25 protein-coding genes are annotated in these 23308 nt (G+C 38.7%); 17 read left to right on the forward strand and 8 right to left on the reverse strand.

The window, feature by feature from the left end; all coding sequences use genetic code 11:
- Positions 1-17 precede the first annotated feature (17 nt).
- On the reverse strand, positions 18-1529 hold the full coding sequence (locus tag FKZ43_RS01280) for a sigma 54-interacting transcriptional regulator (RefSeq protein WP_140944064.1): 1512 nt from the start codon (positions 1527-1529) through the stop codon (positions 18-20).
- Between the two features lie 62 nt (positions 1530-1591).
- On the opposite strand from FKZ43_RS01280, the gene waaF reads away from it, so the two are divergent.
- Positions 1592-2623 carry a lipopolysaccharide heptosyltransferase II gene (gene waaF, locus FKZ43_RS01285; RefSeq protein WP_140944065.1) on the forward strand — a complete coding sequence of 344 codons (1032 nt, stop codon included), beginning with the start codon at positions 1592-1594 and terminating at the stop codon, positions 2621-2623.
- Positions 2624-2626: 3 nt separating this feature from the next.
- Here waaF and FKZ43_RS01290 read toward each other — a convergent pair whose 3' ends face one another.
- From FKZ43_RS01290 to murA, 5 genes are read right to left on the reverse strand one after another with little or no spacing between them, the layout of a single operon-like run.
- Positions 2627-3919 carry an efflux RND transporter periplasmic adaptor subunit gene (locus FKZ43_RS01290; RefSeq protein ID WP_181180196.1) on the reverse strand — a complete coding sequence of 431 codons (1293 nt, stop codon included), beginning with the start codon at positions 3917-3919 and terminating at the stop codon, positions 2627-2629.
- 4 nt (positions 3920-3923) lie between these two features.
- Complete coding sequence (locus FKZ43_RS01295) at positions 3924-4289, reverse strand: hypothetical protein (RefSeq protein ID WP_140944067.1); 366 nt, start codon at positions 4287-4289, stop codon at positions 3924-3926.
- Complete coding sequence (locus FKZ43_RS01300; RefSeq protein ID WP_140944068.1) at positions 4286-4744, reverse strand: anti-sigma factor family protein; 459 nt, start codon at positions 4742-4744, stop codon at positions 4286-4288. The genes FKZ43_RS01295 and FKZ43_RS01300 overlap by 4 nt, the downstream gene beginning before the upstream one ends.
- A complete protein-coding gene (locus FKZ43_RS01305) occupies positions 4741-5325 on the reverse strand; it encodes an RNA polymerase sigma factor (protein ID WP_140944069.1) in 585 nt (194 codons plus the stop codon). Before FKZ43_RS01305 ends, FKZ43_RS01300 begins: the two co-directional genes overlap by 4 nt.
- A gap of 32 nt (positions 5326-5357) precedes the next feature.
- Entirely contained in the window at positions 5358-6620 is a 1263-nt protein-coding gene (murA, locus tag FKZ43_RS01310; RefSeq protein WP_140944070.1) for a UDP-N-acetylglucosamine 1-carboxyvinyltransferase, read from the reverse strand.
- 134 nt (positions 6621-6754) lie between these two features.
- Between murA and FKZ43_RS01315 the strand changes: the two genes are divergently transcribed.
- Both FKZ43_RS01315 and FKZ43_RS01320 read left to right on the forward strand, forming a co-directional pair.
- A complete protein-coding gene (locus FKZ43_RS01315; protein WP_181180197.1) occupies positions 6755-7879 on the forward strand; it encodes an SH3 domain-containing C40 family peptidase in 1125 nt (374 codons plus the stop codon).
- A gap of 92 nt (positions 7880-7971) precedes the next feature.
- Positions 7972-9066 carry a DUF819 family protein gene (locus FKZ43_RS01320; RefSeq protein WP_181180198.1) on the forward strand — a complete coding sequence of 365 codons (1095 nt, stop codon included), beginning with the start codon at positions 7972-7974 and terminating at the stop codon, positions 9064-9066.
- A gap of 2 nt (positions 9067-9068) precedes the next feature.
- Here the strand turns inward: FKZ43_RS01320 and nusG are convergent, their stop codons facing one another.
- On the reverse strand, positions 9069-9593 hold the full coding sequence (gene nusG / locus FKZ43_RS01325; RefSeq protein WP_140944073.1) for a transcription termination/antitermination protein NusG: 525 nt from the start codon (positions 9591-9593) through the stop codon (positions 9069-9071).
- 155 nt (positions 9594-9748) lie between these two features.
- A complete protein-coding gene (locus FKZ43_RS01330; RefSeq protein ID WP_140944074.1) occupies positions 9749-12073 on the reverse strand; it encodes a GumC family protein in 2325 nt (774 codons plus the stop codon).
- Positions 12074-12331: 258 nt separating this feature from the next.
- Between FKZ43_RS01330 and flhF the strand changes: the two genes are divergently transcribed.
- The 14 genes from flhF to FKZ43_RS01400 all read left to right on the forward strand — a co-directional run bounded on the left by flhF (position 12332) and on the right by FKZ43_RS01400 (position 23306).
- Entirely contained in the window at positions 12332-13516 is a 1185-nt protein-coding gene (gene flhF / locus FKZ43_RS01335) for a flagellar biosynthesis GTPase FlhF (protein WP_140944075.1), read from the forward strand.
- A complete protein-coding gene (locus tag FKZ43_RS01340; RefSeq protein ID WP_140944076.1) occupies positions 13513-14370 on the forward strand; it encodes a MinD/ParA family protein in 858 nt (285 codons plus the stop codon). Before flhF ends, FKZ43_RS01340 begins: the two co-directional genes overlap by 4 nt.
- The gene (locus FKZ43_RS01345) at positions 14358-14561 is read left to right on the forward strand and encodes a hypothetical protein (protein WP_140944077.1); all 204 of its coding nucleotides are present in this window, start codon (positions 14358-14360) and stop codon (positions 14559-14561) included. The genes FKZ43_RS01340 and FKZ43_RS01345 overlap by 13 nt, the downstream gene beginning before the upstream one ends.
- A gap of 26 nt (positions 14562-14587) precedes the next feature.
- Positions 14588-15346 carry a sigma-70 family RNA polymerase sigma factor gene (locus FKZ43_RS01350; protein ID WP_140944078.1) on the forward strand — a complete coding sequence of 253 codons (759 nt, stop codon included), beginning with the start codon at positions 14588-14590 and terminating at the stop codon, positions 15344-15346.
- Positions 15347-15348: 2 nt separating this feature from the next.
- On the forward strand, positions 15349-16224 hold the full coding sequence (locus FKZ43_RS01355; RefSeq protein ID WP_140944079.1) for an HDOD domain-containing protein: 876 nt from the start codon (positions 15349-15351) through the stop codon (positions 16222-16224).
- Positions 16224-17573, forward strand: coding sequence for a sensor histidine kinase (locus FKZ43_RS01360; protein ID WP_181180199.1), 1350 nt, complete (start codon positions 16224-16226; stop codon positions 17571-17573). Before FKZ43_RS01355 ends, FKZ43_RS01360 begins: the two co-directional genes overlap by 1 nt.
- A 9-nt stretch (positions 17574-17582) precedes the next feature.
- A complete protein-coding gene (locus FKZ43_RS01365; protein WP_140944081.1) occupies positions 17583-18050 on the forward strand; it encodes a hypothetical protein in 468 nt (155 codons plus the stop codon).
- Between the two features lie 6 nt (positions 18051-18056).
- On the forward strand, positions 18057-18800 hold the full coding sequence (flgF, locus tag FKZ43_RS01370; protein ID WP_140944082.1) for a flagellar basal-body rod protein FlgF: 744 nt from the start codon (positions 18057-18059) through the stop codon (positions 18798-18800).
- 178 nt (positions 18801-18978) lie between these two features.
- The gene (flgG, locus tag FKZ43_RS01375; RefSeq protein ID WP_140944083.1) at positions 18979-19770 is read left to right on the forward strand and encodes a flagellar basal-body rod protein FlgG; all 792 of its coding nucleotides are present in this window, start codon (positions 18979-18981) and stop codon (positions 19768-19770) included.
- Between the two features lie 3 nt (positions 19771-19773).
- Positions 19774-20460 (forward strand): flagellar basal body P-ring formation chaperone FlgA, encoded by a 687-nt coding sequence (gene flgA, locus FKZ43_RS01380; RefSeq protein WP_140944084.1) that lies wholly within the window; start codon positions 19774-19776, stop codon positions 20458-20460.
- Positions 20450-21043 (forward strand): flagellar basal body L-ring protein FlgH, encoded by a 594-nt coding sequence (locus FKZ43_RS01385; protein ID WP_140944085.1) that lies wholly within the window; start codon positions 20450-20452, stop codon positions 21041-21043. The genes flgA and FKZ43_RS01385 overlap by 11 nt, the downstream gene beginning before the upstream one ends.
- Before the next feature lie 18 nt (positions 21044-21061).
- Positions 21062-22153, forward strand: coding sequence for a flagellar basal body P-ring protein FlgI (locus tag FKZ43_RS01390; protein WP_140944086.1), 1092 nt, complete (start codon positions 21062-21064; stop codon positions 22151-22153).
- Positions 22154-22156: 3 nt separating this feature from the next.
- Positions 22157-22978: a transglycosylase SLT domain-containing protein gene (locus FKZ43_RS01395; protein ID WP_140944087.1), complete on the forward strand. Its 822-nt coding sequence runs from the start codon at positions 22157-22159 to the stop codon at positions 22976-22978.
- Positions 22965-23306 (forward strand): flagellar protein FlgN, encoded by a 342-nt coding sequence (locus tag FKZ43_RS01400; protein ID WP_140944088.1) that lies wholly within the window; start codon positions 22965-22967, stop codon positions 23304-23306. Before FKZ43_RS01395 ends, FKZ43_RS01400 begins: the two co-directional genes overlap by 14 nt.
- Positions 23307-23308: the final 2 nt, after the last annotated feature.

Raw genomic sequence — 23308 nt, forward strand, 5'->3', positions numbered from 1 at the left:
TTAAACCAAATTTATTTTTAAAATTCCTCCCTCGTCCTGCTTGAAAAAATGCTAACAACCATATCTTTATAAGAGCTCACATTGTCAACCTCATCCTTCGCTATCCTTGAAAATTGATGCAATCCATCAAGAACAAATTCCATCGCCGTAGCCATCGCATATTTATCGCTTTCATCAATTTTCAAATACTTCTTCACGACTTCCTTCAAACCCTTAACTTTGCAAAGTTCAGAATAAAAATCATCTATAGGCATCTCATCTGAAATTTCAATTTTATTCCCATTTTCAAACCAAGCTATTATTTGAGCATACTCTTGATGGCTTGACTGCGTTTGCTGTTTTCCTTTTTCCTCATAGTGATACCTTGTCTTCGGCAGAGGGTCTGGGAAATATTTCCTGAAAACTTCCCGTATTGCCTTCCCTATCAACGCTTTACTCACCTTAACACTTCCCTCCTGCTCGCCCTCAAACACAAGCTCTATCTTCCCCGTTATCCCAGGTAAAACGAAATTCAAATCACAAATCCTCGGATAAACGATCTCCTCATCATACTTTATCGCTCTCCTTTCAGCGTTGCTAACAAGATTTTCCATGCACGAAATCGTTAATCTTGCGCTAACACCCGATTTTTGATCTACAAATTCACTCGTCCTGGCTTGAAAGGCGATCTGCTCTATTATCTCTTTGAAATAATGTGGTATCACAACTTTCTTACCCGAATCCCTATTTATCCATGCCTCCTGCTCAGTTATCTTGATCCCATCTTCAATTGTTCTTGGATAGTGAGTTAAAATTTGAGAGCCGATTCTGTCCTTCAGCGGAGTGATTATATTTCCACGGTTGGTGTAATCCTCTGGATTTGCCGTAAAAATTATCATTATGTCAAGCGGTATCCTTATATTGAAACCTCTTATTTGAATATCGCGCTCCTGCATTATATTGAACAGACCAACCTGTATCCTTGGTTGAAGATCAGGAAGTTCATTTATGACGAAAATCCCTCGGTTTGTCCTCGGAATTATACCCCAATGGATCACACCTTCATGAGAATAATAAAGTTTTTGCGTCGCTGCTTTTATAGGGTCAATGTCCCCAATCAGGTCAGCAATTGTCACATCGGGCGTCGCAAGTTTTTCACCATACCTTCTTTCCCTGGGAAGCCATTCAATTTCAACATCATCCCCGTATTCCTTTACAAGGTCAACACATCTTTTACAAAGCGGTTTGTAAGGATTATCGTTTATCTCACATCCTTTTATTATCGGTATAACCTCATCAAGCAAATTGACAAACATCCTTGCTATTTTTGTTTTCGCTTGCCCACGCAAGCCAAGTAAAATGATATCATGTTTTGAAAGTATTGCATTTATTATAGCAGGAATGACCGTCTTTTCATACCCAACAATCCCCGGGAAAAGAACCTCGTTGTTCTTTATCTTTTGAATGACATTTTTCCTCAATTCCTCCTTCACGGGAAGAACTTTATATCCAGACCTTTTTAACTCGCCTATGGTTGATGGAAGTTTCATCTTTAACTTTTAAATTTGTTTTGTTGTAAATTTTTTTAAACCAAAAAACGCTCAAAGTTGAAATGGATAAAATTTTAATCATAAGGTTAAGCTCAATCGGTGACATCGTCCTATCAAGCACACTTATAAGATTACTTCGCAAAAAATTTCCAAACGCAAAAATTAATTTCGTAGTCAAAAAGGAATTTTCAGAACTCCTGAAATTTAACCCTTATTTGACGAATGTTATTGAGTTTGATGCCAGCAAAGGTTTCAAAGAGCTGTTGAAATTAAAGAAGCAAATTTTAAAAGAAAGGTATGAGCTTATAATTGACATTCACAACAATTTAAGAAGCATTTTTCTTAGAACTTTTTCAGGTGCGAAGGTTGTGAAGATAAACAAGCGAATCTTCAAAAGATTTCTACTTGTAAAATTTAAAATCAATTTATACAAAAATGCAATTCCTGTCGTAGAAAGATACATTGAACCTGTCCAACAATTTTCTATCAAAAATGATAACCAAGGCGTTGAGCTTTTTGTTCCTAATGATGCGATTGAATCAGCAAAATCTAAAACTGCTTTTTCAAACTCAAATATTTACATCGCTATTGCGCCCTCAGCTAAACATGAAACAAAAAGATGGCTTGCTGAAAGATTCGCAGAGCTCGGAGATAAGCTTACAGAAAAGTTTAACGCCAAAATAATTTTGCTTGGAGCTTCTGAAGATACTGAAAGATGCAACAAGGTTGAAAATATGATGAAACATAAACCAATAAATCTATGTGGCAAGACGACACTACTTGAATCAGCTGCAATACTATCGCTGTGCAAGCTACTCGTCACAAATGATTCTGGGCTTATGCATATCGGTTCGGCCATGAAGACAAAAATAGTTGCAATCTTTGGTTCAACAGTCAAAGAATTTGGCTTCTTCCCGTATGGGACAGAAAGCATAGTTATTGAAAAACCCGTCAAATGCAGACCCTGCTCACATATTGGAAGGGATAAGTGTCCAAAGGGACACTTCAAGTGTATGATGGATATTGAAGTTGAAGAAGTATTTCAAGCGTGCGTGAAATTATTAAAGCCCGAGCTAGGGCAAAGCTCGGGCTAAACTCTAAAACGGCGTTCTGCCTCTGAACTGGAAGGGTTGTTGTGTTCGAGATGGATTGTTTGATGCCGTCGGGAAAATATATCCAGTTATAATCTCATCACCCTCCTTTAAATTCCCACCGACGACCTCAGTATAATTCCCATCCGTGATCCCAAGTCTAAGGAAAACGGGTTTGGGATTTTTATTTTCATCAATAACCCAAACAATGGCGCGACTGCCACCTAAAAATTGACCTTGTCTTTGAACATCTTGTCCACCAAATCCACCCTGTGGACCAAAAAACCCAGGGCTTCCACCTTCTTGTTGTCTTCTACGCATAAATTCCTCACGTCTCTTTTGCATTTCCTCCATCGCCTTTGCGAACCGCTTATCCTGTGGGTCTGGCTTAAATCTTAACGCAAGATTCGGTATCCGAAGAGCATTCTCACGCTTATCAATCAGTATTTTAACATTAGCTGTCATACCCGGCTTCAATTTTAACTCTTTATTCTCAACATCAATTATGACAGTGTAATTTATCACATTTTGAACGTTGATCGGTTGAAGGCGAACTTGAGAAACCCTCCCAACGAATTGTTCATCTGGATAAGCATCAACAGTGAAGTAAACAGTTTGACCTGGTTTTACTTTCCCTATATCTGCTTCATCAACATTTGCTTCAACCCTCATTTTCCTTAAGTCGTTTGCGATCGTGAAAAGGGTCGGCGCCTGTAAGCTTGCTGCAACAGTTTGACCGACATCAACATTCCTTGAAATAACTATACCATCTATAGGTGAATAAATCGTTGAATACTTCAGGTTAACGCGAGCCCTTTCAAGCTGAGCCTCAGCTGATTTCAACTGCGCAAGCGCCGTTTCATAATTCGTCAACGCCTGGTCGTAATCTGCTTGTGAGACGAGATTTTTCGCGTAAAGCTCTTTTATTCTGTTTAATTCACGCTGTGCTTGATTGACCTGTGCCCTTGCTCTCTCAACTTGCGCCTCAGCATCCCTGACCTGAGCAGCAAGGAAAGTTGAATCAATTTGAGCCAAAATCTGACCCTTTTTAACCGCATCATTAAAATCAACATAAATTTTAGCAATCGTCCCTGAAACCTGCGTCCCAACCTGAACAAGCGTAACAGGATTTAAAGTCCCTGTTGTCGTCACATAAACCTCAATATCTCCAACATCTACCTTTGCCGTCTTCAACGGATATTGCCCCGAGTTTCTATTATTCAAATAAAATGCAACTGCAAGCCCAGCTGCAACTAAAACCAAAACAAGTATCAAGACACGAATAATTTTTCTTTTCATCGCCTTACCTCCTACCATTTTTTTCTGTTTCTTTGATCATTTTTTCAAACTCATCTAACTGTTCCAGGGTCAAAATTGAACGAATTGAATCACGAACCACATTTCTTAAGGAATCAAACTTCGGCTTAAATTCCTTACTTAACTTTTTAAATTCCTTTTGCGACCACCCGAGTATCGTATCAAGCTGAACTTGTTGCTCTTTTGACAGGTTCAACCTCTTGATGAGTTCTCTTCTATACTCCTTTAACCCATCTCTTTTCTCACCATGATATATTCCCTTCAAAGCAACCCTGTCAATCACAACTCCAAGGGCAAACCCAATCAAAACACACACAATTATCAAAATTATAGCTTTCGTCTTATTGCTCATTTTTTCCTATCCCCGTTTATTGTCAATGTCAGCTCAAGTACTTCATCTTTTGTCAATTCCCCACCCGAGCTCATAACTTTCTGAATTGACGGTGTATCGCCCAAAACCGCTTCCTCAATTCTAACCCGAGTCCCTCTTGATATAAGCTCAAATCCAAGCAAAAGCAAGAAGATGAAAACCAAAGCGATCGCAATCTCACGAGCAAATCCAATTACATAATCCCAAACACCTTGCTTCAGTTTTCGTTCGCGAATCCTCGCCAGAACCTTTGTGAAAATATAAGGAGAAACCTCAACTATACCCTCACTCATAACCTCACGGACAAGATTATGAAGCTCAACCAATTGAGAACACTCATCACAAGATTTAAGATGCTCCTCAACAAGTTCAATATTCTTTTTCAATTCACCATCAATATACTCAGAGACCAACTTTTTAATTTTCTCGTGCTTCATTTCAAAATTTCCCTGTATTCTTTTAAATGTTCAGCCAAAAGTTTTCTTGCCCTGAAAATTCTTGATTTAACGGTTCCAACGCTGACCTTAAGTATTTTTGCGATCTCTTCATATTGAAGGTCTTCAAACTCACGAAGTATCAACGCAGTTTTGTATTCAATTGGAAGTTTTGAAACCGCCTTCTCAATTATTTCCCTTAACTCTCTTCTTTCCGCCGATTTCTCAACCGGAGAATAAGAAGGTTCAGCCTTCGGGTTTTGACTTACAACTTCAGAGAGTGACAAAGTCCTGTGTCGTTGTCTTCGTCTTATCTCGTCAATGCAAACATTAACTGTTATCCTGTAAATCCAAGTGTAAACGGCAGAACCGAATCTATAATCTTTCAGTGACTCAAAAACTTTTAAGAAAACCTCCTGGGTCAAATCATCAACAACGCTTGAATCTCCGACGATTTTAAAAATCAAATTTCCAACTTTGTTTTGGTATTTTTTAACTATAAACTCAAACGCTTTTTCGTCTCCTTCAATCGCCTTTTTTACGATTTCAACTTCATCAATTCCTTTAAATTCTTTCAATGTCATAGATTTTGACGCCTCAGTTTTATCAAAGTTCCTTAGTACTCATCTGTTTTCTCACGCCAAATTTGCGCCCCGAGGCGTTGCAATTTTTCCTCAATCCTTTCATATCCACGGTCAATGTGATAAATTCTCAAAACCTCGGTTTTCCCCTCTGCAACAAGTCCTGCGAGTATCAACGAGGCGCTCGCCCTTAGATCTGTTGACATAACCTTTGCGCCTTTAAGCTTTCGCACTCCGCGAACTATCGCCACATTTTCATTTACTTCTATATCCGCACCAAGTCGCACAAGCTCTGGTACATGCTTGAACCTGTCATAAAAAATCGTCTCCGTTACAACCGATGTCCCATTTGCAATTGACATAAGCGCAATCCATTGTGCCTGCATATCCGTTGGAAAACCAGGATAAACCGCGGTTGTGACATCAACCGGCTTTATCTCGTCGGGCGCTTCTATCTCAACAAAATCATCTCCAACATTTAGATAACATCCAGCATCTTCAAGTTTAAGGAGCACTGCCTCAAAATGTTTGGGGTTACATTTTTTAATTTTAACTTTACCTCCCGTTATCGCTCCGGCGATAAGAAAAGTCCCCGCTTCAATCCTGTCTGGAATTGTCGTGACATCCGCTGGCTTAAGTTCATCAACCCCTTCAATCTCAATTGTATCCGTCCCAAGCCCGGTAATTTTAGCTCCCATTGAAATCAGAAACTCGCCAAGTTGAACTATTTCCGGTTCTTTCGCCGCGTTCTCAATCAATGTAATCCCTTTAGCAAGGACAGATGCCATCATAACATTTCCCGTCGCTCCAACGCTTGGCTTATCAAAATGAATTTTAGCACCATGAAGTTTTTTCGCCCTCGCAACTATGTAACCGGAATCAAGTTCAACTTCAGCTCCGAGTTTCTTTATCCCCTCAATATGAAGGTCAACAGGCCTTGGTCCCCAAGCACAACCCCCGGGCAAGGAAACCTTCGCATAACCAAATCTACCTACCAAAGGTCCAAGGACATAAATTGATGCTCGCATCTTTTTGACAAGCTCATAAGGAGCTTCATACTTTGAAACATTTTCGGTATTGATCGTCAAGATGTGATTTTCAAAATTAACATTAACCCCAATTTCAATTAAAACTTGCGACATCGTCTTGACATCTCTTAGATCAGGGGTATTGTAAATTTTATAAGTTCCACTTGCGAGCAAAGTTGCAGGCATCAAAGCCAGAACTGAATTTTTTGCACCGCTTATCTCAACCTCTCCACTGAGTTTTTTCCCTCCGATGATGACAAATTTCTCCATCGCCTGTCGGTTTTTAATTTTTAGGGTCAATCAAATTTTCTAAAATAAAACCAAAAAACAAAAAATTTTACGCAACTCAATCTTGCAAAATTGAACCGACATTTTTAACTTCTACAAAAAATACGAGAATGGAAATGCGAAAACTTGTCTTGTTCCTCTTTCTAATCTCAATGACACTCAAAGCTCAATCCCAATACGATCAAATCATCTCCGAAATTTCAAACAAGTACATACCCGACAAGAGAACGGGGGTATTTGAAATTTTCATCCAAGAGGTTGACGGGAAAATCGTTGTAAAAGGCGAAACCACGAACATATCGGCGAAGGAATCATTGATAAACGCTTTGGTAAAATTTGAAAAGCAAATAATTGACAGCGTCCTGATTTTGCCTTCACCAGATCTAAAAGGTAAAATTTTCGGCATCATTTCAGTTAGTGTTGCTAATATGAGGGCGAAACCCTCTCATCAATCTGAACTTGTAAATCAAGTTCTTTTAGGTAGCACTGTCAAAATTTTAAAACGCAGTGGCTATTGGTATCTCGTTCAAACTGAACCACCCGAAAATTACATCGGCTGGATTGAAGAGGGCGGTTTAGCAATCAAAGATAAAACTGAATTTGAAAGTTGGCAAAGTAAAAAGAAGATAATTTTCACGGACTATTTCGGATTCGTCTACTCGCAAAAGGATAAAAACTCAACACCAGTGAGTGACCTCGCTCTTGGGAATCTACTCACAGTTGAAAACGAGGACAAAAATTGGTTTTTCGTCACACTGCCAGACGGAAGAAAAGGATATGTTGAGAAATCCAAAGCGATGAACTATGATGAATGGAAAAGAAGAGTTAATTTCAATGAGGTCAATTTAATTAACACAGCAAAAAAATTTGTCGGTTTCCCTTATCTTTGGGGTGGAACAAGTGTAAGAGGTTTTGATTGTTCAGGGTTCACAAAAATCGTCTTCAAATTGAATGGATTTGAACTTCCAAGGGATGCTGATCAACAAGCACAACTTGGAGTTGAAGTTAACCCCGGGGAAAATTTTGAAAATTTAAAACCCGGCGATCTTCTCTTCTTCGGGCAAAAAGCTGAGGATGGCAAACCAGAGAAGATAACCCATGTAGGGATTTACATCGGGAATAAAGAGTTCATCCATTGCTCTGGGAAGGTGAGCATTGATAGTTTTGACCCGAAGGCGCCAAATTTCAACGAATATAGATTTAAAACTTTCGTCAAGGCGAAACGACTTGTAAAAAATTAATTTCAAGCTAACACTTGATAACAAACCCAACGGAAATTTTTAGTTATTTCGCATTTATAATCTTTTTCATCTACAGGGTCTCACAAATCAAATTGTTTCAAAAATTCTTCAGGTATCTCCCGCCTGTTATTTGGATTTATTTCCTGCCAATGTTATCATCAGCCATTGGAATTATACCAAGGGAGTCAGAACTTTACGAATGGACAAAACTTTACATCTTGCCATCTGCTCTCGTTCTACTGTTACTTTCAGCAAACATTCCCGTGATAATGAAGCTTGGTTTTAAAGCGATAATTATGTTTCTAACGGGTTCTTTCGGCATAATAATTGGTGGTCCCATTGTTTTACTTGTCTTTAAACATTGGTTGCCCCCAGACGCATGGAAAGGCATTGCTGCTTTGTCTGGCAGTTGGATGGGTGGAAGCGCAACGATGCTCGCCATTGCACAAAGTATAAAAACACCCGAATCTTTACTTGCACCATTGATCGTTGTTGACACCGTCGTTGGCTACGGCTGGATGGGTGTCGTTATATTCCTATCCGCATTCCAAGATAAAGTTGATGAATTCAACCGAGTTGATAAAACAATTCTGATTGAACTGAACAAAAAAATGCAAAAACTGACTGAATCAAGAAAAAGATTTTTAAACTTCATTGATTTTGCAACAATGATATTTGTCGCGTTCGGTGTTGGAACCCTATCACTAAAACTCGGGAAACTACTTCCAGAGATTGGCGTAATCATCACGAATTACACTTGGGGTATTATAATCGCTACAACCATTGGCGTAGCTTTATCCTTCACAAAATTATCCGAGCTTGAATACTCTGGCTCAAGTCATGTTGGGAATTTTTTGCTTTATCTTCTCCTGGCTTCGGTCGGGGCAAGGGCAAACATATACGGTATATTTGAAACGCCAATCTTTATGTTGATGGGCGCTGTATGGATCTTAATCCATGCCAGTTGCTTATTCGTAGTCGGAAAGTTGATAAAAGCTCCAATGTTTCTGATGGCAACAAGCAGTCAAGCAAACATAGGTGGTCCGGTCACAGCTCCAATTGTCGCCTCTGTTTATCAGAGCGCACTTGCCCCAGTAGGACTTCTCATGGCTGTAGCCGGAAATATAATTGGAATCTATGGCGGATTGCTTTGCTCCCAACTTTGTTATCTTGTATCAAAATTATAGAGCTACTCTAAAACATCGGGTTCTATTTTTTTGAGAAGAAAATTATGAACTTCTGCCTTGACTTGATAATCCATTGAAATGAGAATGACGATTGATTTCAAACTATTGACTTTATCAACAATCCCAATGAAACCCTTCAAAGGTCCATCAACGACAAGGACATAATCGCCGGGTTTAACTGCAACGCTATCAAAATAGCTTTCAGACATATAAATATGTGCATCCCCATTTAACCTTTCCCTTATTGTTTCAATGATTGATTCCTTTATCGGCTTTGGTCTCCCATTTATACCGAGAATTTTTCTAACCCCCCTCGTGTAAACTACAATATCAAATAAACCCGGGTGTAACTTTGCAAACACATAGCACGGGAAAAGTGGAACAGCGATTTTTTTCTTCTTTCCATTAATTAACCGAACCTCTTGAATCTTAGGGTTAAAAACTTCAATCTTTGCAAAATTTAACCAAGCTTCAACACGATCTTCTTGCTTCGGCTTGGTTTGAAGGACATACCAATTTAAATCCATCTTTAAAGACAGCACCTCCCTGATGATTTTGTTTTATATTCCTTTTTAAAAGTTAAAAGCCACCCACCTTTAAAAAATCAAATGATTAAATCCCACCGCCGTAATAAATCACAACAAAATTTTAATGCAAGGTGCTCAAGAATCAAAACTATTTTTCATCCCCTACTTTTATCTCTATCCGCCCCGTAATAGTCATAATAACGATAGTAGCGATAGTATCTGTAATAGGTGCCGTATGTTGCGCTTGCGTCAAAGTTATTTAAAAGAACGCCTATAACATTACCACCGACGCGTTGGACCATTTCTCTAGCTTTTTCAAGGACATCAATTTCTGTTTTTCCAGCCGAGGCGACAAGTAAGACACTATCAACTTGGCTTGCAAGTATTAGCGCATCGGTGACAGCAACAAGCGGTGGCGTATCAAAGACGACAAAGTCATAATTTAACTTCAGATATTCAACGAATTCCTTCATCTTCTCGGAGCCAAGAAGTTCAGCTGGATTTGGTGGGACAACACCACAAGGGACAAGGTAAAGATTTTCAACTTCCGTTTGTTTGAAAATTTCTTGAACATCAGCTCTGTCAAAAAGATAATCTGTCAAGCCTGGTTCCCTTGGAACATTGAAGACACGATGCAAAACAGGTCTTCTAAGGTCAGTATCAACAAGTACTGTTTTTAATCCAGCTGTAGCCATCGTGATGGCAAGGTTTGATGCCGTGGTTGATTTCCCTTCCTTAGGAGCGCTACTTGCAACGACTATTGACTTAATTTTTTTATCAAGCTTCGCAAACTGAATTCCGGTTCGCATAACTCTGTATGCCTCAGCTACAGGTGACTTTGGGCTAAGGTGGGTGATTAGATGTGCTGCGATATTTCTTCCTTCATCTTTTCTAAGTTGTTTGCCGTCAAGTTTTGCTTCAATTTCAATGACAGGTATTGCGGACAGGACAGTGAAACCTCGCTTTTCAAGTTGCTCTGGGGTTTTAACACTTCTATCAAAGTATTCCTTCACGAAAACGATTCCAACACCAAGCCCAAGTCCTATGATTATGCTTAGGATAAGGTTCAAATGAACTTTCGGACTGACCGGTCTTACACCTGGCGTTGCATAGTCAATTATCTGAACATATCCAAACTGCGACTGCTCGGCTATCATCGCCTCTTGATATTTTTCCTCAATTAGAAGATAAAGTTTTTCAGCGCTCATCCTCGCCCTTTCAAGTCGTGCGTAATCAATCAATTTCGCTGGGATCGTCTCAAACTTCCTATTTAACTGCTCAATCAGTTTTTCAATTTCCTTTTTTCTCGCCTCGTAAGCGGAAAGCTCAATCTCCGTCAATAAAATTTTTTGCTTTAACTCTTTTACAAATCCAGTTGGGTCATATGTTTGAGTTCCCGGGCTACCCGAACTTGCAAAGCCTGTTTTCAAAAACTCTGCTATTTTTTCCTGAAGTTTTTTCCTAAGTGAAGCAAGTTGTTCATCTATTTCCCTCAAGCTTTTGTTCAAAACCTCTTGGCTCCCAACCTTCGGATTTTGAGCTATGATTTGATCGCGAGTGACCTCAAGCTTTGCAATTTCCTCTTGAAGATATTTTATATACGGGTCAAGAGCTTCGGTTGCAACTTTGACAAATTCCGGCTCAATTTGCTTTATTTGCTCAAGGTATGAGTCAAGTTTTTTCTTTGCCGCTGAGATATCAACAATTGCTTCACCTCTGGCTGATTCAAGATTTGAGAGCTGCTCTATAAGTTTTTTTGATTCCTCATCAAGGGCGACAACACCGGCTGATTTCATATAACTTTCAAGTTGATTCTCCGCCTGGTCAAGTTGCTTTCTTTTATCGGCGAGTTGTTCCTCAAGAAATTTTCTCACACTTCTTGATTCATTCCTGCTCATCATAAGGTTTCTTTCATAATAAGCATCCGCGAATGTATTCGCAATAAGAGCCGCCTCTTTGGGATTTTTGCTCCTCGCTGTAATTTTTATGATGTCCGCATCGCGTGGGGACTCAATTTTCACATTCTTTTCAAACCTCTCAATTATCGTTTCAATCTTCGCAAACGGCTTTATCCCCTCTTTTAATTCCTTTCTTGACGGGAGGATGACAAGTATCGTATCACTTTTTTTCTCAGGTTCAACATAAACCCTTTCAATTAATTTCTTTGCCACAGCTTCGGCAAGCGAACGGCTCTTGAGTATTTCTATCTCATTTTTTATGTTCCTCTGTTCAGAAAATCCTGTTATATCAAACGCTTGCGCTAAACCAAGCCCCTTTTTCCCCTTCTCTATCAAAATGACAGCGGTTGACTCATAAATTGGATCTTGCATAAATGTGAAAATTGCCGTCGCAAGCACAACAAGAATAAAAATAAGTATGATAAGCCATTTCCCTCTGTAAAGAACTTGAATTACCTCATATAAATTAATTGTTTCCTCTTCTTGAAAAAAAGTTTGTCCGTTTGTACCTATTTTCTCCATAGCTTTAAGAACTCAAAATTTATTTTCCCAAAGTTTGCAATTCAATATAAAAATTCCACAAATAAAAGTCAAGCATCACGCTGTGACCTATATTACAAATGTCCAATAATCCTCACCATTTGCTCAATATCAGCCATGCCTTTTATTATTTGACCAACCGAGAACGGGGTTACGGTTTAAAATTTTCAACTTCTCTTTTATGGCACAAGCTTTGAAACAAGTTTGTATTGAGAGAAAACAAAACGAGGAACGAATTAGATGAAATTTAAAAAGTTTGTCGCCCCAACCCTGAAAGAGGCAACTGAAATGATGAAAAAAGAGCTTGGGGGAAACGCAATCATCATTGGAACAAGAAGGATAAGGCAACCGGGTTTATTTGGATTTTTCAAGCCAGAGCTGATAGAAATCGTCGGAGCTGTAGAGGAAGAAATACCGCAGGAAAGGTCAAAAGTTAATAGCACGGTTGAGCTTTTGAAAAAGATGACGCAGGAAATTGAAACGCGGAGAAAATTAACGGGTGATGAGATTCCTAACTTTGACAGAACGATTGAAAGGTATGACTATAGCCAAATAAAAAACGAACTTGAGGAGGTAAAACAAGCTTTAAATGAAATAACGGAGCATTTGAAATATAAAGGAGCAAATCAATTCCCGTCAAACTTGAGAAAAGTTTTTATGAATTTGATTGAAAAGGAAGTTGAAGAGGAACTTGCAAATAAAATTGTTAGGTCTGTGCTTTTAAAATTAAGCGGGGATGAATTAAGAGATGAGAAAAGGGTTGAAGGTGAAGTTATAAATATCATCTCAGAGATTGTTAAATTTTCAAAGCCGATAAAACCATTGAGGAAAAAAACTTTTACACTTGCCTTTGTAGGTCCAACAGGGGTTGGTAAGACGACAACTGTAGCAAAGCTCGCGGCAATTTACAAGATATTTGAAAATGCAAGGGTTGCGTTGATCTCTGCCGATACTTATAGAATTGCTGGAATTGAACAGCTTCAGACATTTGCGAACATAGCTGGAATCCCAATGGATGTTGCATATACACCCGAGGATATGGCGCGACTTGTGAGAAAACATCAAGATAAGGATTTAATTTTGATCGACACGGTTGGGAGAAATCAAAAACAGGGGGAGCAAATTTCAGAGCTTGCAAAATTTATAAAAGGTGCGGACCCAGACGAGGTTCATCTTGTTTTGAGCGCAACATCAAGTTATAAAAATATGATTGATGTTTACAACAGGTTCAAAGTGCTTTTGCCGAACAGATTGATATTTTCAAAGGTTGACGAAGCAGTTTCACTTGGTCACATACTTAACATCGCTTATCGGACGAAGATCCCGCTTTCCTATATAACGACTGGTCAAACAGTCCCAGATGATATAGCTGTTGCTGAGCCAAAAGTTATAGCAAACTTAATTTACAAGGAAGTTCTCATATGATTGATCAAGCAGAAAGCTTAAGGAAAATAGTTAGCGAGAGAATAAAAGAGAAAAGAGCAAAAGCACATGTGATAGCGATAGGAAGTGGCAAGGGTGGATGTGGCAAGACAAATCTCACTTTAAATCTTGGTTTACTTCTCAGCAAGAACGGGAAAAGAACACTTATATTTGATGCTGATTTAAACCTTGCAAATGTTGACATCCTTTTGGGGATAACGCCGAAGTATAGATTCCTCAACTTTATCAACGGCGATGTTGATTTAAAAGATGTGATTGTAAAGGTAAGAGAGAAATTGGAACTTATACCTGCTAACTCAGGCATAGTTGATTTCCCAAAGGTTAGTGGTGAGAGGATTTTTCAAGTGATTGATGATGTTTTAAACCTTGAAGATAATTTTGATTTCATCTTGATTGATACTCCAGCGGGGATTTCGGAAGAGGTCGTTAAAGTGCTCGGTTACGCAGATGACTACATACTTGTTGTGACGCCAGAACCGACTTCAATAATAGATGCCTACGCAGTGATTAAAATTGTCTATTACCGAACCGGAAAACAAAGCGTAAAACTTGTTGTAAACAATGTCAATAGTCAAACCAACCCAAGTGAAATCGCCGAAAGATTATCAATCGCAGCTGATAAATTTCTGGGTGTTAAGGTAAATCACATTGGCTCAATCCCATATGATCCCGCTGTGCCAAAGTCGGTGATGATGCAAAAACCTTTTGTTGAATCATTTCCAAGGTCTAACGCTTCAATTGCCTTGATGAAAATAGCCGAAAATTTGCTTTCCCTTGATAAAGTAAAAAAACAAAATTCATTCTTCTGGAGGTTGACGCAAACATGCGGTCTTTAATTTTTCAAATAGGACTACTTCTGTTCTTCGTTTCAATAATATCGCTCTGGCTACAGGGGATGGATATTATAATCGCTGTTGTAAAGTCATTTATACTTTTCATCGCATCAACTTTCCTTATGTTTCTCATTGCGTATCTTTTCATCTATTTGAAAAAGGAAGGAAGCGGAAATAGTGGACAAGGAGTTTAAAAAATTCATAACGGAGGGATTTTAATATGTCAGTTGAAGTGAGCCAAACGGAAAAACTTTTCAACCTTTATAAGAGGACACATGACCCAAAGATAAAAGAAAAGTTGATGCTCTTCTACATTGATTTCGTCCGCGGGATCGTTAGAAAGATGAACCTCGCTTACTCTGGTGCGCTATTAAGCGAGGACGACCTTGTTGACATTGGGATGATCGGTTTAAGCGACGCAATTGAAAAATTTGACCCAAAGGTTGGAGTTAAGTTTGAGACATACGCATACACAAGGATAAGGGGATGCATAATTGATGAGATACGAAAACTTGATAACCTTCCAAGATCAGCCAGAAATAAAATAGGACTACTTGATAGAGCAAGGTCAAGGATTGAAAACGAGATCGGTGATAAAGTCCAGAGCTGGAAAATCGCTGATGAAGTTGGAATTTCAGCTGAAGAATACGAAAGGATTCTAAAACTTGAGAAGGAGAGCAAGACGATCTCGTTTAATTTAAATGTCGGGGAAAACATTGAACTTGGTGAACTGATAAAAAGTGAAGATAAAAACCCTGAGGAGACGCTTTTTGAAAACGAGATAAAGCAAGCGATCGCTGAAGAGTTGAAAAAGTTATCCGAAAGAGAACGGCTCGTTATAGTTCTCTATTATTACGAGGAATTGACATTCAAGGAGATAGCAGGGATTTTGAAACTAAGTGAATCAAGGGTCTCGCAAATCCACTCCGAGGCGGTGAGCAAAATCCGCAATTCATTGAAAAGCAAATTATCATTTTAAAAATGCCAGGGATAAAGCAAAGGATTCAGAACATACTTCAACTTGTTCCATTTCCAGCGGTTGCGATGGAAGTAGTTCAACTCGTTGACAACCCTAAAACAAGCGCAGCAAAGCTTGGGGAAGTTATATCAAAGGACCAAGCCCTTGCAGCTAAAGTTTTAAAAGTAGCCAACTCCCCATTTTACGGTTTCCCAAAGCAGATATCAACGATCAATTTCGCGATAGTTGTTCTCGGTTTTGAGACATTAAAGGAGATAGTTCTTAGCGTTTCACTTGCAAGTTCGCTTGCGAATAAACTTGACAAAGAATTTGACCTTGAAAAGTTTTGGAAACATTCACTTTTAACGGGTATAATTGCGAAACATCTTGCTAAGGATTTCGGCTACAGGGTCACTGGTGAAGCTTTTACGGCTGGCTTACTTCACGATGTTGGACTTCTTGTGATAGCGCAGTATTTCAAAAAGGAATTTCAAAGCATAGTTCAAATTGGGAAGAGGGAGGAGTTTCAGTTTGAGCAAATTGAGAGAAGATTCCTTGAAAATTCAACTCATTTTGAGATCGGGGCATGGCTTGCTGAAAAATGGAACTTCCCGGATCAACTGGTTGAAGCGATATCGTTTCACCACCAACCTCATCTTGCTCCGAGAAACCCGCAACTGCCAGCACTTGTTTTTCTTGCAGAATTAATTTGCCATAAACTCGGAATTGAAAACATTGAATATGCAGACCACGATAGAACGTTTACAGAAAATCTGAAAGATGTTTTAAACATCTTAAAACTTGACGAGAGTTTTCTCAACGATGGCTTCATTGAAACATACAAAGCAAGAATCCAAGCAGACATAGTTAAGAATCAAATCTATCTCAGCCAAACATGATGCAGAAGTTAAACAGAAAGAACACAGAAATAGTTGAAGAACTTTTACCTCAAATTGAAAAGTTCATTGAGTCGAGAGAGACATATATAAAAGCGCTTGAAAAAACGATTGAACTTCTAAAGAGAGAGATTGAATTTAAAAGCAAAACAACAACTGACTTCAAGGACTCAATTGATGAGATCCTTTTAATTCAAAGGTTGGCAACAAAGATAAGCACATCTTTGAATTATGAGGATATAGTCACCGAGCTAATTGAATTGACGCGCCAAATCATACCTGTGATTGATTGCAATGTTTACATCTATGACGATGAGAAGAGGAAGTTTACAAAGCTTTCAAGTCGTGGTTCAGAGTATCTTGATGAAGTTATGGAGACATACATTGAAGATGGTATAATTGATTATGTCTTGAGGGAGAAGAGGAGCATAGTTTTGCCAGATATAAATAGTTTTGAAGAAAGGAATTTTATCGTTGTTCCATTGATTTTAAGGAACGAGGGGATCGGTGTTTATCTGGTTCACACAAGTAAAAAACAGATGGAGTTTACAAATCAAATTTTGCTTTTGCTTTCAATTCTTGCAAATCAAACCGCTGTAGCGGTTGAAAATTCAAGAAATTACAACGCCCTTTTAAAGACGACGGAGGAATTGAAGCTAACGCAGGCGCAGATGATACAAGCGGCAAAACTTGCAGCCGTTGGGGAGCTTGCCGGCGGGATAGCGCACGAGATCAATAACCCACTACAAATTTTGCTTGGTCATATACAACTTATTCAACTTGGGCGCGATTTACCGAAGAGAATTGAGATAGTGAAAGAGCAAGTTGAAAAAATCAGTCAGATAGTAAGGCGTCTTCTCAATTTCTCAAGGAAAGTCCCGGAGGATTTCAAGCTTGAGCCAGTGAACATAAATTTTGCAATCCAGGAGATGATAACTTTTATGAGCTATCAATTCAAATACAACGATATAGAACTCACCTTAAAGCTTGACCCAGCGCTTCCGTTAGTTTATGGGAATAAAATCTATTTACAGCAGGTGTTCTTAAACTTAATGATAAATGCCAAGGATGCAATGCCAGAGGGCGGGAAACTTGTGATTGAAACAAAACTTGAAAATGGAAATGTCATAATAAAATTTTCTGACACAGGTGTTGGGATACCTGATGATATAAAGGATAAAATTTTTGAGCCCTTCTTCACAACAAAAGGTGCAAAAGGCACTGGGCTTGGTCTTTCAATAAGCAGATGGATAGTTCGCAAGCACAACGGAGAAATTAAAGTTGAAAGTCAACAGGATAAGGGTTCAACATTTATAATTATACTGCCGTTAAATCCAGAACAACAAATTTGAGACGAGAAAATGGCAAACCCGATTTATATAATGATTTTAATTACGATTTCAATCACGCTTTTATTTCTGCTAGGTTTTAGATTCGCTTTGAAATTTCTAAACAGGCATGCCGAAGTAAAGGAAGCAGTTAAAGAAAATTTAATTTATGCCGATAAAAGTTTTGAAGAACAATTAAACGAGGAAATGTTAACCGAAAGCGTTAAAGATGAAAACCTTAACGAAGAATTTAACGAAAATGAGCTTATAAAACTTGCAAAAAGATATAATATCGGTCAGGGTGAAGTTGAACTTCTATTGAATTTGAGAGCCAAGGAAGTGGAAAGATTGAAAGGATATGAAAAGATAATTGATGAAATTGAGAAGGGCTCGGAAATGAAAAAAGTCGCTAAAAAATACAAAGTTGGCTATGGTGAAATTGAACTTCTTATGAATTTAAAAAACTTTGGTCGGAACAATTTAATTAAGAAATGGAAATAAAAAGTCATGATAAAAGGGATTTACACATCAGCTGTTGGTATGATGCCAAACAAGCTTAAAATTGATGTCATTGCGAACAATCTCGCAAACATTGATACAACGGGATTTAAAAAAGACAACATATTCGTCAGGATACTTCATAGTGCGGTGCTTGACATAAACAGAAACGGCGGAAATGAACTGAGCGGTCTTTACATAACTGAATACACAAGTTTTGACCAGGGAAATTTAAAGCAAACTGGCAATCCTTTTGACATAGCGATAAATGGCATGGGATTTTTTGTCATTCAAACAAAAAGTGGTCCAAGATATACGAGGAATGGGAATTTCACGATCACATCAGATGGTAAAATCGTAAATGCAAATGGAGATGCTTTGGTTGGAAACGGTGGGGAAATAAAATTACCCGATGTTGATAAGCTCAAAGATGCCGACATAAAGATAACTCAAAAAGGCGAACTTTACATCAAAGATAAGTTGATTGACAAGATCAAAATCGTTTGGTTTAACGATTTAAGCAAGCTTAGAAAAGAATCGGGGACATATTTCAGGGCGGATGATGAAGCTGGGGAAGTTGAAATCTCAGAGGGATTTGAAATTTACCAGGGCTTTCTTGAGGAGTCAAATGTCAATGCAATAGAGGAAATGGTGAGGATGATAGAAGCGAACAGAAGTTATGAATCAAGTTACAAGGCGGTTCAGCATCAGGAGGAAACACTGACAAAGGCAAATGAACTTGGAAAGTTATAAAAATGATTTACTTAACGAGTTACAAAGAGGGAGAGAGGATATTTTGCTGTGTCAAGTTTCAGAGCGAGGATTTTGAGGTTGAAGGTTACGGCTCAAGTTTTTGGCGGACGCTTTTGTTCTGTTTATTCAAGGGTTTTCTTTTAAAGATCAAATTGAAAACAAAAAAATTGATAACGCAATGGAAAGGGCATTAAGGACAGCAGCTTCTGGGATGTTCGCACAACAATTGAACATTGATGTCATAGCTCATAATCTTGCTAATGTGAACACGACATCGTTTAAAAGGAGCAGAGCCGAGTTTCAAGATTTGATGTATCAAATTTTAAAGGCTCCCGTTTCTGCCAATCAAAACGAGAACACACAAAGCCCCGGGGAAATTCAAATTGGGACAGGCGTACAAGTGGTGGCAACATTGAGGGATTTCAAGCAAGGGGACCTTCAGCCGACGGACAATCCACTTGATGTTGCGATAAATGGCGACGGTTTCTTCCAAGTCAGAAAGCCCGACGGGACAATTGCCTACACAAGGGATGGCTCTTTTAAACTCTCACGCGACGGACGACTTGTTAACTCCACAGGTTATATTCTTGAGCCAGAAATTATCATACCTGAGACAGCCGTCGCAATAAGCATAAGCAGAGATGGAATAGTTGAAATTTTAAATTCGGGAGAAACTGAACCTGTTGAGATAGGAAGAATTGAACTCGTCAAGTTTGTAAACCCAGCTGGTTTGAGAAGCATTGGCAATAACCTTTATGTTGAAACGCAGGCATCGGGTCAACCGATATTCGGAACCCCAGGAAGTGAAGGGTTTGGCGAGTTGATGCAAGGATATCTTGAAACTTCAAATGTTGACATCGTTGAGGAAATGGTCAATATGATAATCGCCCAGCGTGCTTACGAAATTAACTCAAAGACGATAAAGACAGTTGAAGAAATGCTTCAAATGGCAAACAATTTGAAACGATGAAAGATGATCTATTTTCTTTTTCAAATAGCTTTGCTACAAGCGGTATTGACAAGATGTGATGTTGAAGCCCTGAAAAGTGAAATTGTTAAGTTTCTGAACCAAAGGTTTGCTTACGATAAGATTGAATTCGTTGTTGAGATAAAAAGCGATGTTAGAAGATTTCTCAAATGCGACAGCTGTAGATTTGAAATCGTGCAAAAAAACATAATTAAACCACGCCTTTATCAAACTTTTAAAGTGAGGTCTTACACCAAAGACAGCTTGTGCGAGGATTTCACGGTTCAAACCTTTATCAGAACATTTGAGGATGTCCTGATAGCCAAAAGGGACTTGAAAAGGGGTGAGATTGTTGATGAAAATATGTTTACAGTTGAAAGGGTTGAAACAACTTTTTTAAGGGGTGACCTCATAAAGGACAAAAGAGATGTCTTGGGTAAAAGATTGAAAAAATTTTTAAGGGAAGGTGAGATAGCCTTTGAAAGCTACTTTGAGGATTTGCCAATTGTCGTTTCCGGTGAAAAAGTAAAAATCCTTGCAATAGTTGGGAATGTAAAAGTTGAAACCGAGGGTATAGCAAAGGGAAGCGGAAGATTAAATGATAACGTCAGGGTTTTAAACATTAGCTCTGGGAAATTGATTTTTGGAAGGGTCATTGGTAGAGGAGTCGTTGCGGTTGAGATTGAAAATTAAAAAAATAGGTTTAAACATGGTGAAGAAAATTCTCGCTTTGTTTTTCGCATTTGCTTCGCTTAATCTAAAATCACAAGAGGTAATTCAGAGGTCAATTTTTTCCGATCATAAAGCCTTTAAAGTCGGTGATGTCATAACGATAATTGTGATAGAGGTTTCATCCGCTGAGAACAACATCAAGAGAAGTACTTCAAGGTCAGGAAATATAAATGGTTCTGTTTCTGGTAGCGGGGCTTTGAGCTTCATACCTGAATCAGGTTTTTCAATTGGGACCGAGAATGAATTCAAAGGTCAAGGTTCAACTTCATCACGCGGGGCTGTCAAGGCAAAGATAAGTGCTAAAGTCGTCGGAATTGATTCGGCTGGAAATTTGGTGATTGAGGGGAAGAGAAAAGTTAGTATAAATGGTGATGCTCAAATCATAAGGATAAAAGGTGTTGTGCGACCAAGCGATGTGAATTGGGACAACAGTGTTTTCTCTTATAACATTGCAAACGCTGAGATTGAATTTTCTGGCAAGGGGATGACTTACAGAAATCAGAGCCCAAGTTGGATAACGAGATTATTGCACTGGCTATTTTAAATAAAATTTTTAACCGAGATGCGTAGGTTAATTTTTCTAATTTTACTTTGTCAAAGTTTATCTTTCAGCACGAGGATAAAAGACATCGCTTATATTAAAGGTACAGCTGGCTATCAAGTTATAGGTTATGGTCTCGTTGTCGGTCTTAACGGGACTGGGGATACAAGGAGGGCAAGTTTTACTGTTCAATCTGTTGTAAGTATGTTGAAAAGGTTTGGGATAACTGTGACGGACGAAAATCTCAGGACGAGAAATGTCGCAGCTGTGATGGTCATAGCGACGATCCCACCATTTGCAAAGGAAGGTTCGTCTGTTGATGTAATCGTTTCATCAATTGGGGACGCGACGAGTTTACACGGTGGGAGTTTGCTTATGACCCCACTTGCTGGAGCCGACGGCACGGTTTATGCAGTAGCTCAAGGTCCAATATCAATTGGTGGATTTGGCATCATCACAGCAACGGGAACCGAATACAGAAGAAATGTAACTACAACTGGACGAATTCCAAACGGAGCTATAATTGAGAAGCCAATACCTGTTAATCTCTTTAACGACGATAAGATTGAGCTTGTCCTAAGACAGGCGGATTTCACAACTGCCAAGAGAATTGCCGATTCAATTAACTCAAAATTTAATTTAAACATCGCTTATGCAATTGATGCTTCATCCATTTTTATAAAAGTGCCTGAAAATTTCAAAAGTAATGATAAAATTGTTGACTTCATATCTCAAATTGAATCAATTGATGTTCAACCTGATGCTGTTGCGAAGGTTGTGATAAACGAGAGGACGGGGACAATTGTCGTAGGCGAAAATGTCACAATTTCCCCAGTTGCGATCTCTCACGGTGGGATACATATTGAAATACAAGCTGTTCCTGTGATCTCACAGCCAGCTCCTTTCTCATTGGGACGAACCGTTGTAACGCAACTTACAACAGTAAATGTTTATCAAGACACTACAATTGTCAGCGCGATTGAGGGTGTTGCAACCGTTCAAGACATAGCAAGAGCTTTGAACGCCTTAAAAGTTTTGCCAAGGGATATAATTGCGATTTTCCAAGCGCTTAAAGAAGCTGGTGCATTGAAGGCAGAACTAATCATAATGTGAAGAATGAAAATTTACACAGGTGAACTAAATAAAGTCATTCAAAGCGAAAAAATTCAAGACCAAGGCGGAAAACTTCGCCTCAAGGAAACAGCGGAGAATTTTGAAGCGATATTTTTAAACTTTATGCTCAAGTCAATGATGAAACTCGGCGACGATAAAAATTCAATCTTCGGCGGTGACGATTTCGGCTCCGATGTCTTGGATAGCATATTTTACATTGAGATGTCAAAACATTTAGCCAAAAATGGGAAATTTGGTATAGCTGAACTTATCTACAAAGAGCTTGAAAAACGAGACGCGAAAATCACCGCCGATAACCCACAGCAAACTGAAAAAGACGAGATGAAAAAACCCACAAATCTACAAAAGCAAAAAAGCAAATCAATCAATTATGGCGAACCGTTGATTAAAAAAATCAATCGCTTTGACGAAATAATCAAAAGGGCTTCGTCGGAGTTTAACATTCCAGCTGAGATTATTAAAGCGATAATCGCGGTTGAATCGTCCGGGGATCTCTTTGCAATCTCACCGAAGGGCGCAAAGGGTTTAATGCAACTTATTGATTCAACTGCCCAACTCGTCGGTGTAAAGAATATATGGCATCCTGCCGAAAATATATACGGTGGCGTTAAATATCTTCGCTACCTGCTTGACAGATTTAACGGCGATATAAAACTTGCGATAGCAGGTTACAATGCCGGACCTGAAAATGTGGAAAAATTTGGTGGTATTCCACCTTTCCCAGAGACGATAGAGTATGTCGGGAAAGTTATGAGGTATTTAAAATTTTTTGAACAAACCAGAGATAAGAATGAAGGGCAATGAGAAGCCGACAGAGATTTTGACCAAATTGAAATGGAAATTGAAAGCATTGAAGGAAACGCTTGAGGAAAAACAAAAGGCGATCGTATCATTAAACTACGATGAGATTGAAAAAAGAACAAGAGAAGCTGAAGCGATTGTTTCTGAGATATCTTTTAATGTGGACATGATCAAAGGGTTAGGAAATGAAAAGGATGAGTTGATTTCACTTTTAAGCGATATAAAGCGAATAAACTTTGAGAATAGATATTTGATTTCACACTCACTTGCGTTCACTAAAAAGCTACTTGAATTTTTTGATGAGGCAAACAAAGTAAATAAAAAGGTTTAATT

Origin of the sequence: Candidatus Thermokryptus mobilis (genome assembly GCF_900070205.1) — a bacterium.
In the GTDB taxonomy this organism is placed as follows: Bacteria; Bacteroidota; Ignavibacteria; order Kryptoniales; family Kryptoniaceae; genus Kryptonium; species Kryptonium mobile.

Bases quoted from the DNA above. Each gene is read 5' to 3' on its own strand.
- FKZ43_RS01400 (WP_140944088.1), top strand. From the start codon at position 22,965: ATGAAGGGCAATGAGAAGCCGACAGAGATTTTGACCAAATTGAAATGG.
- FKZ43_RS01350 (WP_140944078.1), top strand. From the start codon at position 14,588: ATGTCAGTTGAAGTGAGCCAAACGGAAAAACTTTTCAACCTTTATAAG.
- FKZ43_RS01305 (WP_140944069.1), bottom strand. From the start codon at position 5,325: ATGACATTGAAAGAATTTAAAGGAATTGATGAAGTTGAAATCGTAAAA.
- flgF (WP_140944082.1), top strand. From the start codon at position 18,057: ATGATAAAAGGGATTTACACATCAGCTGTTGGTATGATGCCAAACAAG.
- murA (WP_140944070.1), bottom strand. From the start codon at position 6,620: ATGGAGAAATTTGTCATCATCGGAGGGAAAAAACTCAGTGGAGAGGTT.
- FKZ43_RS01280 (WP_140944064.1), bottom strand. From the start codon at position 1,529: ATGAAACTTCCATCAACCATAGGCGAGTTAAAAAGGTCTGGATATAAA.
- nusG (WP_140944073.1), bottom strand. From the start codon at position 9,593: ATGGATTTAAATTGGTATGTCCTTCAAACCAAGCCGAAGCAAGAAGAT.
- FKZ43_RS01345 (WP_140944077.1), top strand. From the start codon at position 14,358: ATGCGGTCTTTAATTTTTCAAATAGGACTACTTCTGTTCTTCGTTTCA.
- FKZ43_RS01355 (WP_140944079.1), top strand. From the start codon at position 15,349: ATGCCAGGGATAAAGCAAAGGATTCAGAACATACTTCAACTTGTTCCA.
- flhF (WP_140944075.1), top strand. From the start codon at position 12,332: ATGAAATTTAAAAAGTTTGTCGCCCCAACCCTGAAAGAGGCAACTGAA.
- flgG (WP_140944083.1), top strand. From the start codon at position 18,979: ATGGAAAGGGCATTAAGGACAGCAGCTTCTGGGATGTTCGCACAACAA.
- flgA (WP_140944084.1), top strand. From the start codon at position 19,774: ATGATCTATTTTCTTTTTCAAATAGCTTTGCTACAAGCGGTATTGACA.
- FKZ43_RS01315 (WP_181180197.1), top strand. From the start codon at position 6,755: ATGCGAAAACTTGTCTTGTTCCTCTTTCTAATCTCAATGACACTCAAA.
- FKZ43_RS01295 (WP_140944067.1), bottom strand. From the start codon at position 4,289: ATGAGCAATAAGACGAAAGCTATAATTTTGATAATTGTGTGTGTTTTG.
- FKZ43_RS01340 (WP_140944076.1), top strand. From the start codon at position 13,513: ATGATTGATCAAGCAGAAAGCTTAAGGAAAATAGTTAGCGAGAGAATA.
- FKZ43_RS01330 (WP_140944074.1), bottom strand. From the start codon at position 12,073: ATGGAGAAAATAGGTACAAACGGACAAACTTTTTTTCAAGAAGAGGAA.
- FKZ43_RS01290 (WP_181180196.1), bottom strand. From the start codon at position 3,919: ATGAAAAGAAAAATTATTCGTGTCTTGATACTTGTTTTGGTTTTAGTT.
- FKZ43_RS01390 (WP_140944086.1), top strand. From the start codon at position 21,062: ATGCGTAGGTTAATTTTTCTAATTTTACTTTGTCAAAGTTTATCTTTC.
- FKZ43_RS01395 (WP_140944087.1), top strand. From the start codon at position 22,157: ATGAAAATTTACACAGGTGAACTAAATAAAGTCATTCAAAGCGAAAAA.
- FKZ43_RS01365 (WP_140944081.1), top strand. From the start codon at position 17,583: ATGGCAAACCCGATTTATATAATGATTTTAATTACGATTTCAATCACG.
- waaF (WP_140944065.1), top strand. From the start codon at position 1,592: ATGGATAAAATTTTAATCATAAGGTTAAGCTCAATCGGTGACATCGTC.
- FKZ43_RS01360 (WP_181180199.1), top strand. From the start codon at position 16,224: ATGCAGAAGTTAAACAGAAAGAACACAGAAATAGTTGAAGAACTTTTA.
- FKZ43_RS01300 (WP_140944068.1), bottom strand. From the start codon at position 4,744: ATGAAGCACGAGAAAATTAAAAAGTTGGTCTCTGAGTATATTGATGGT.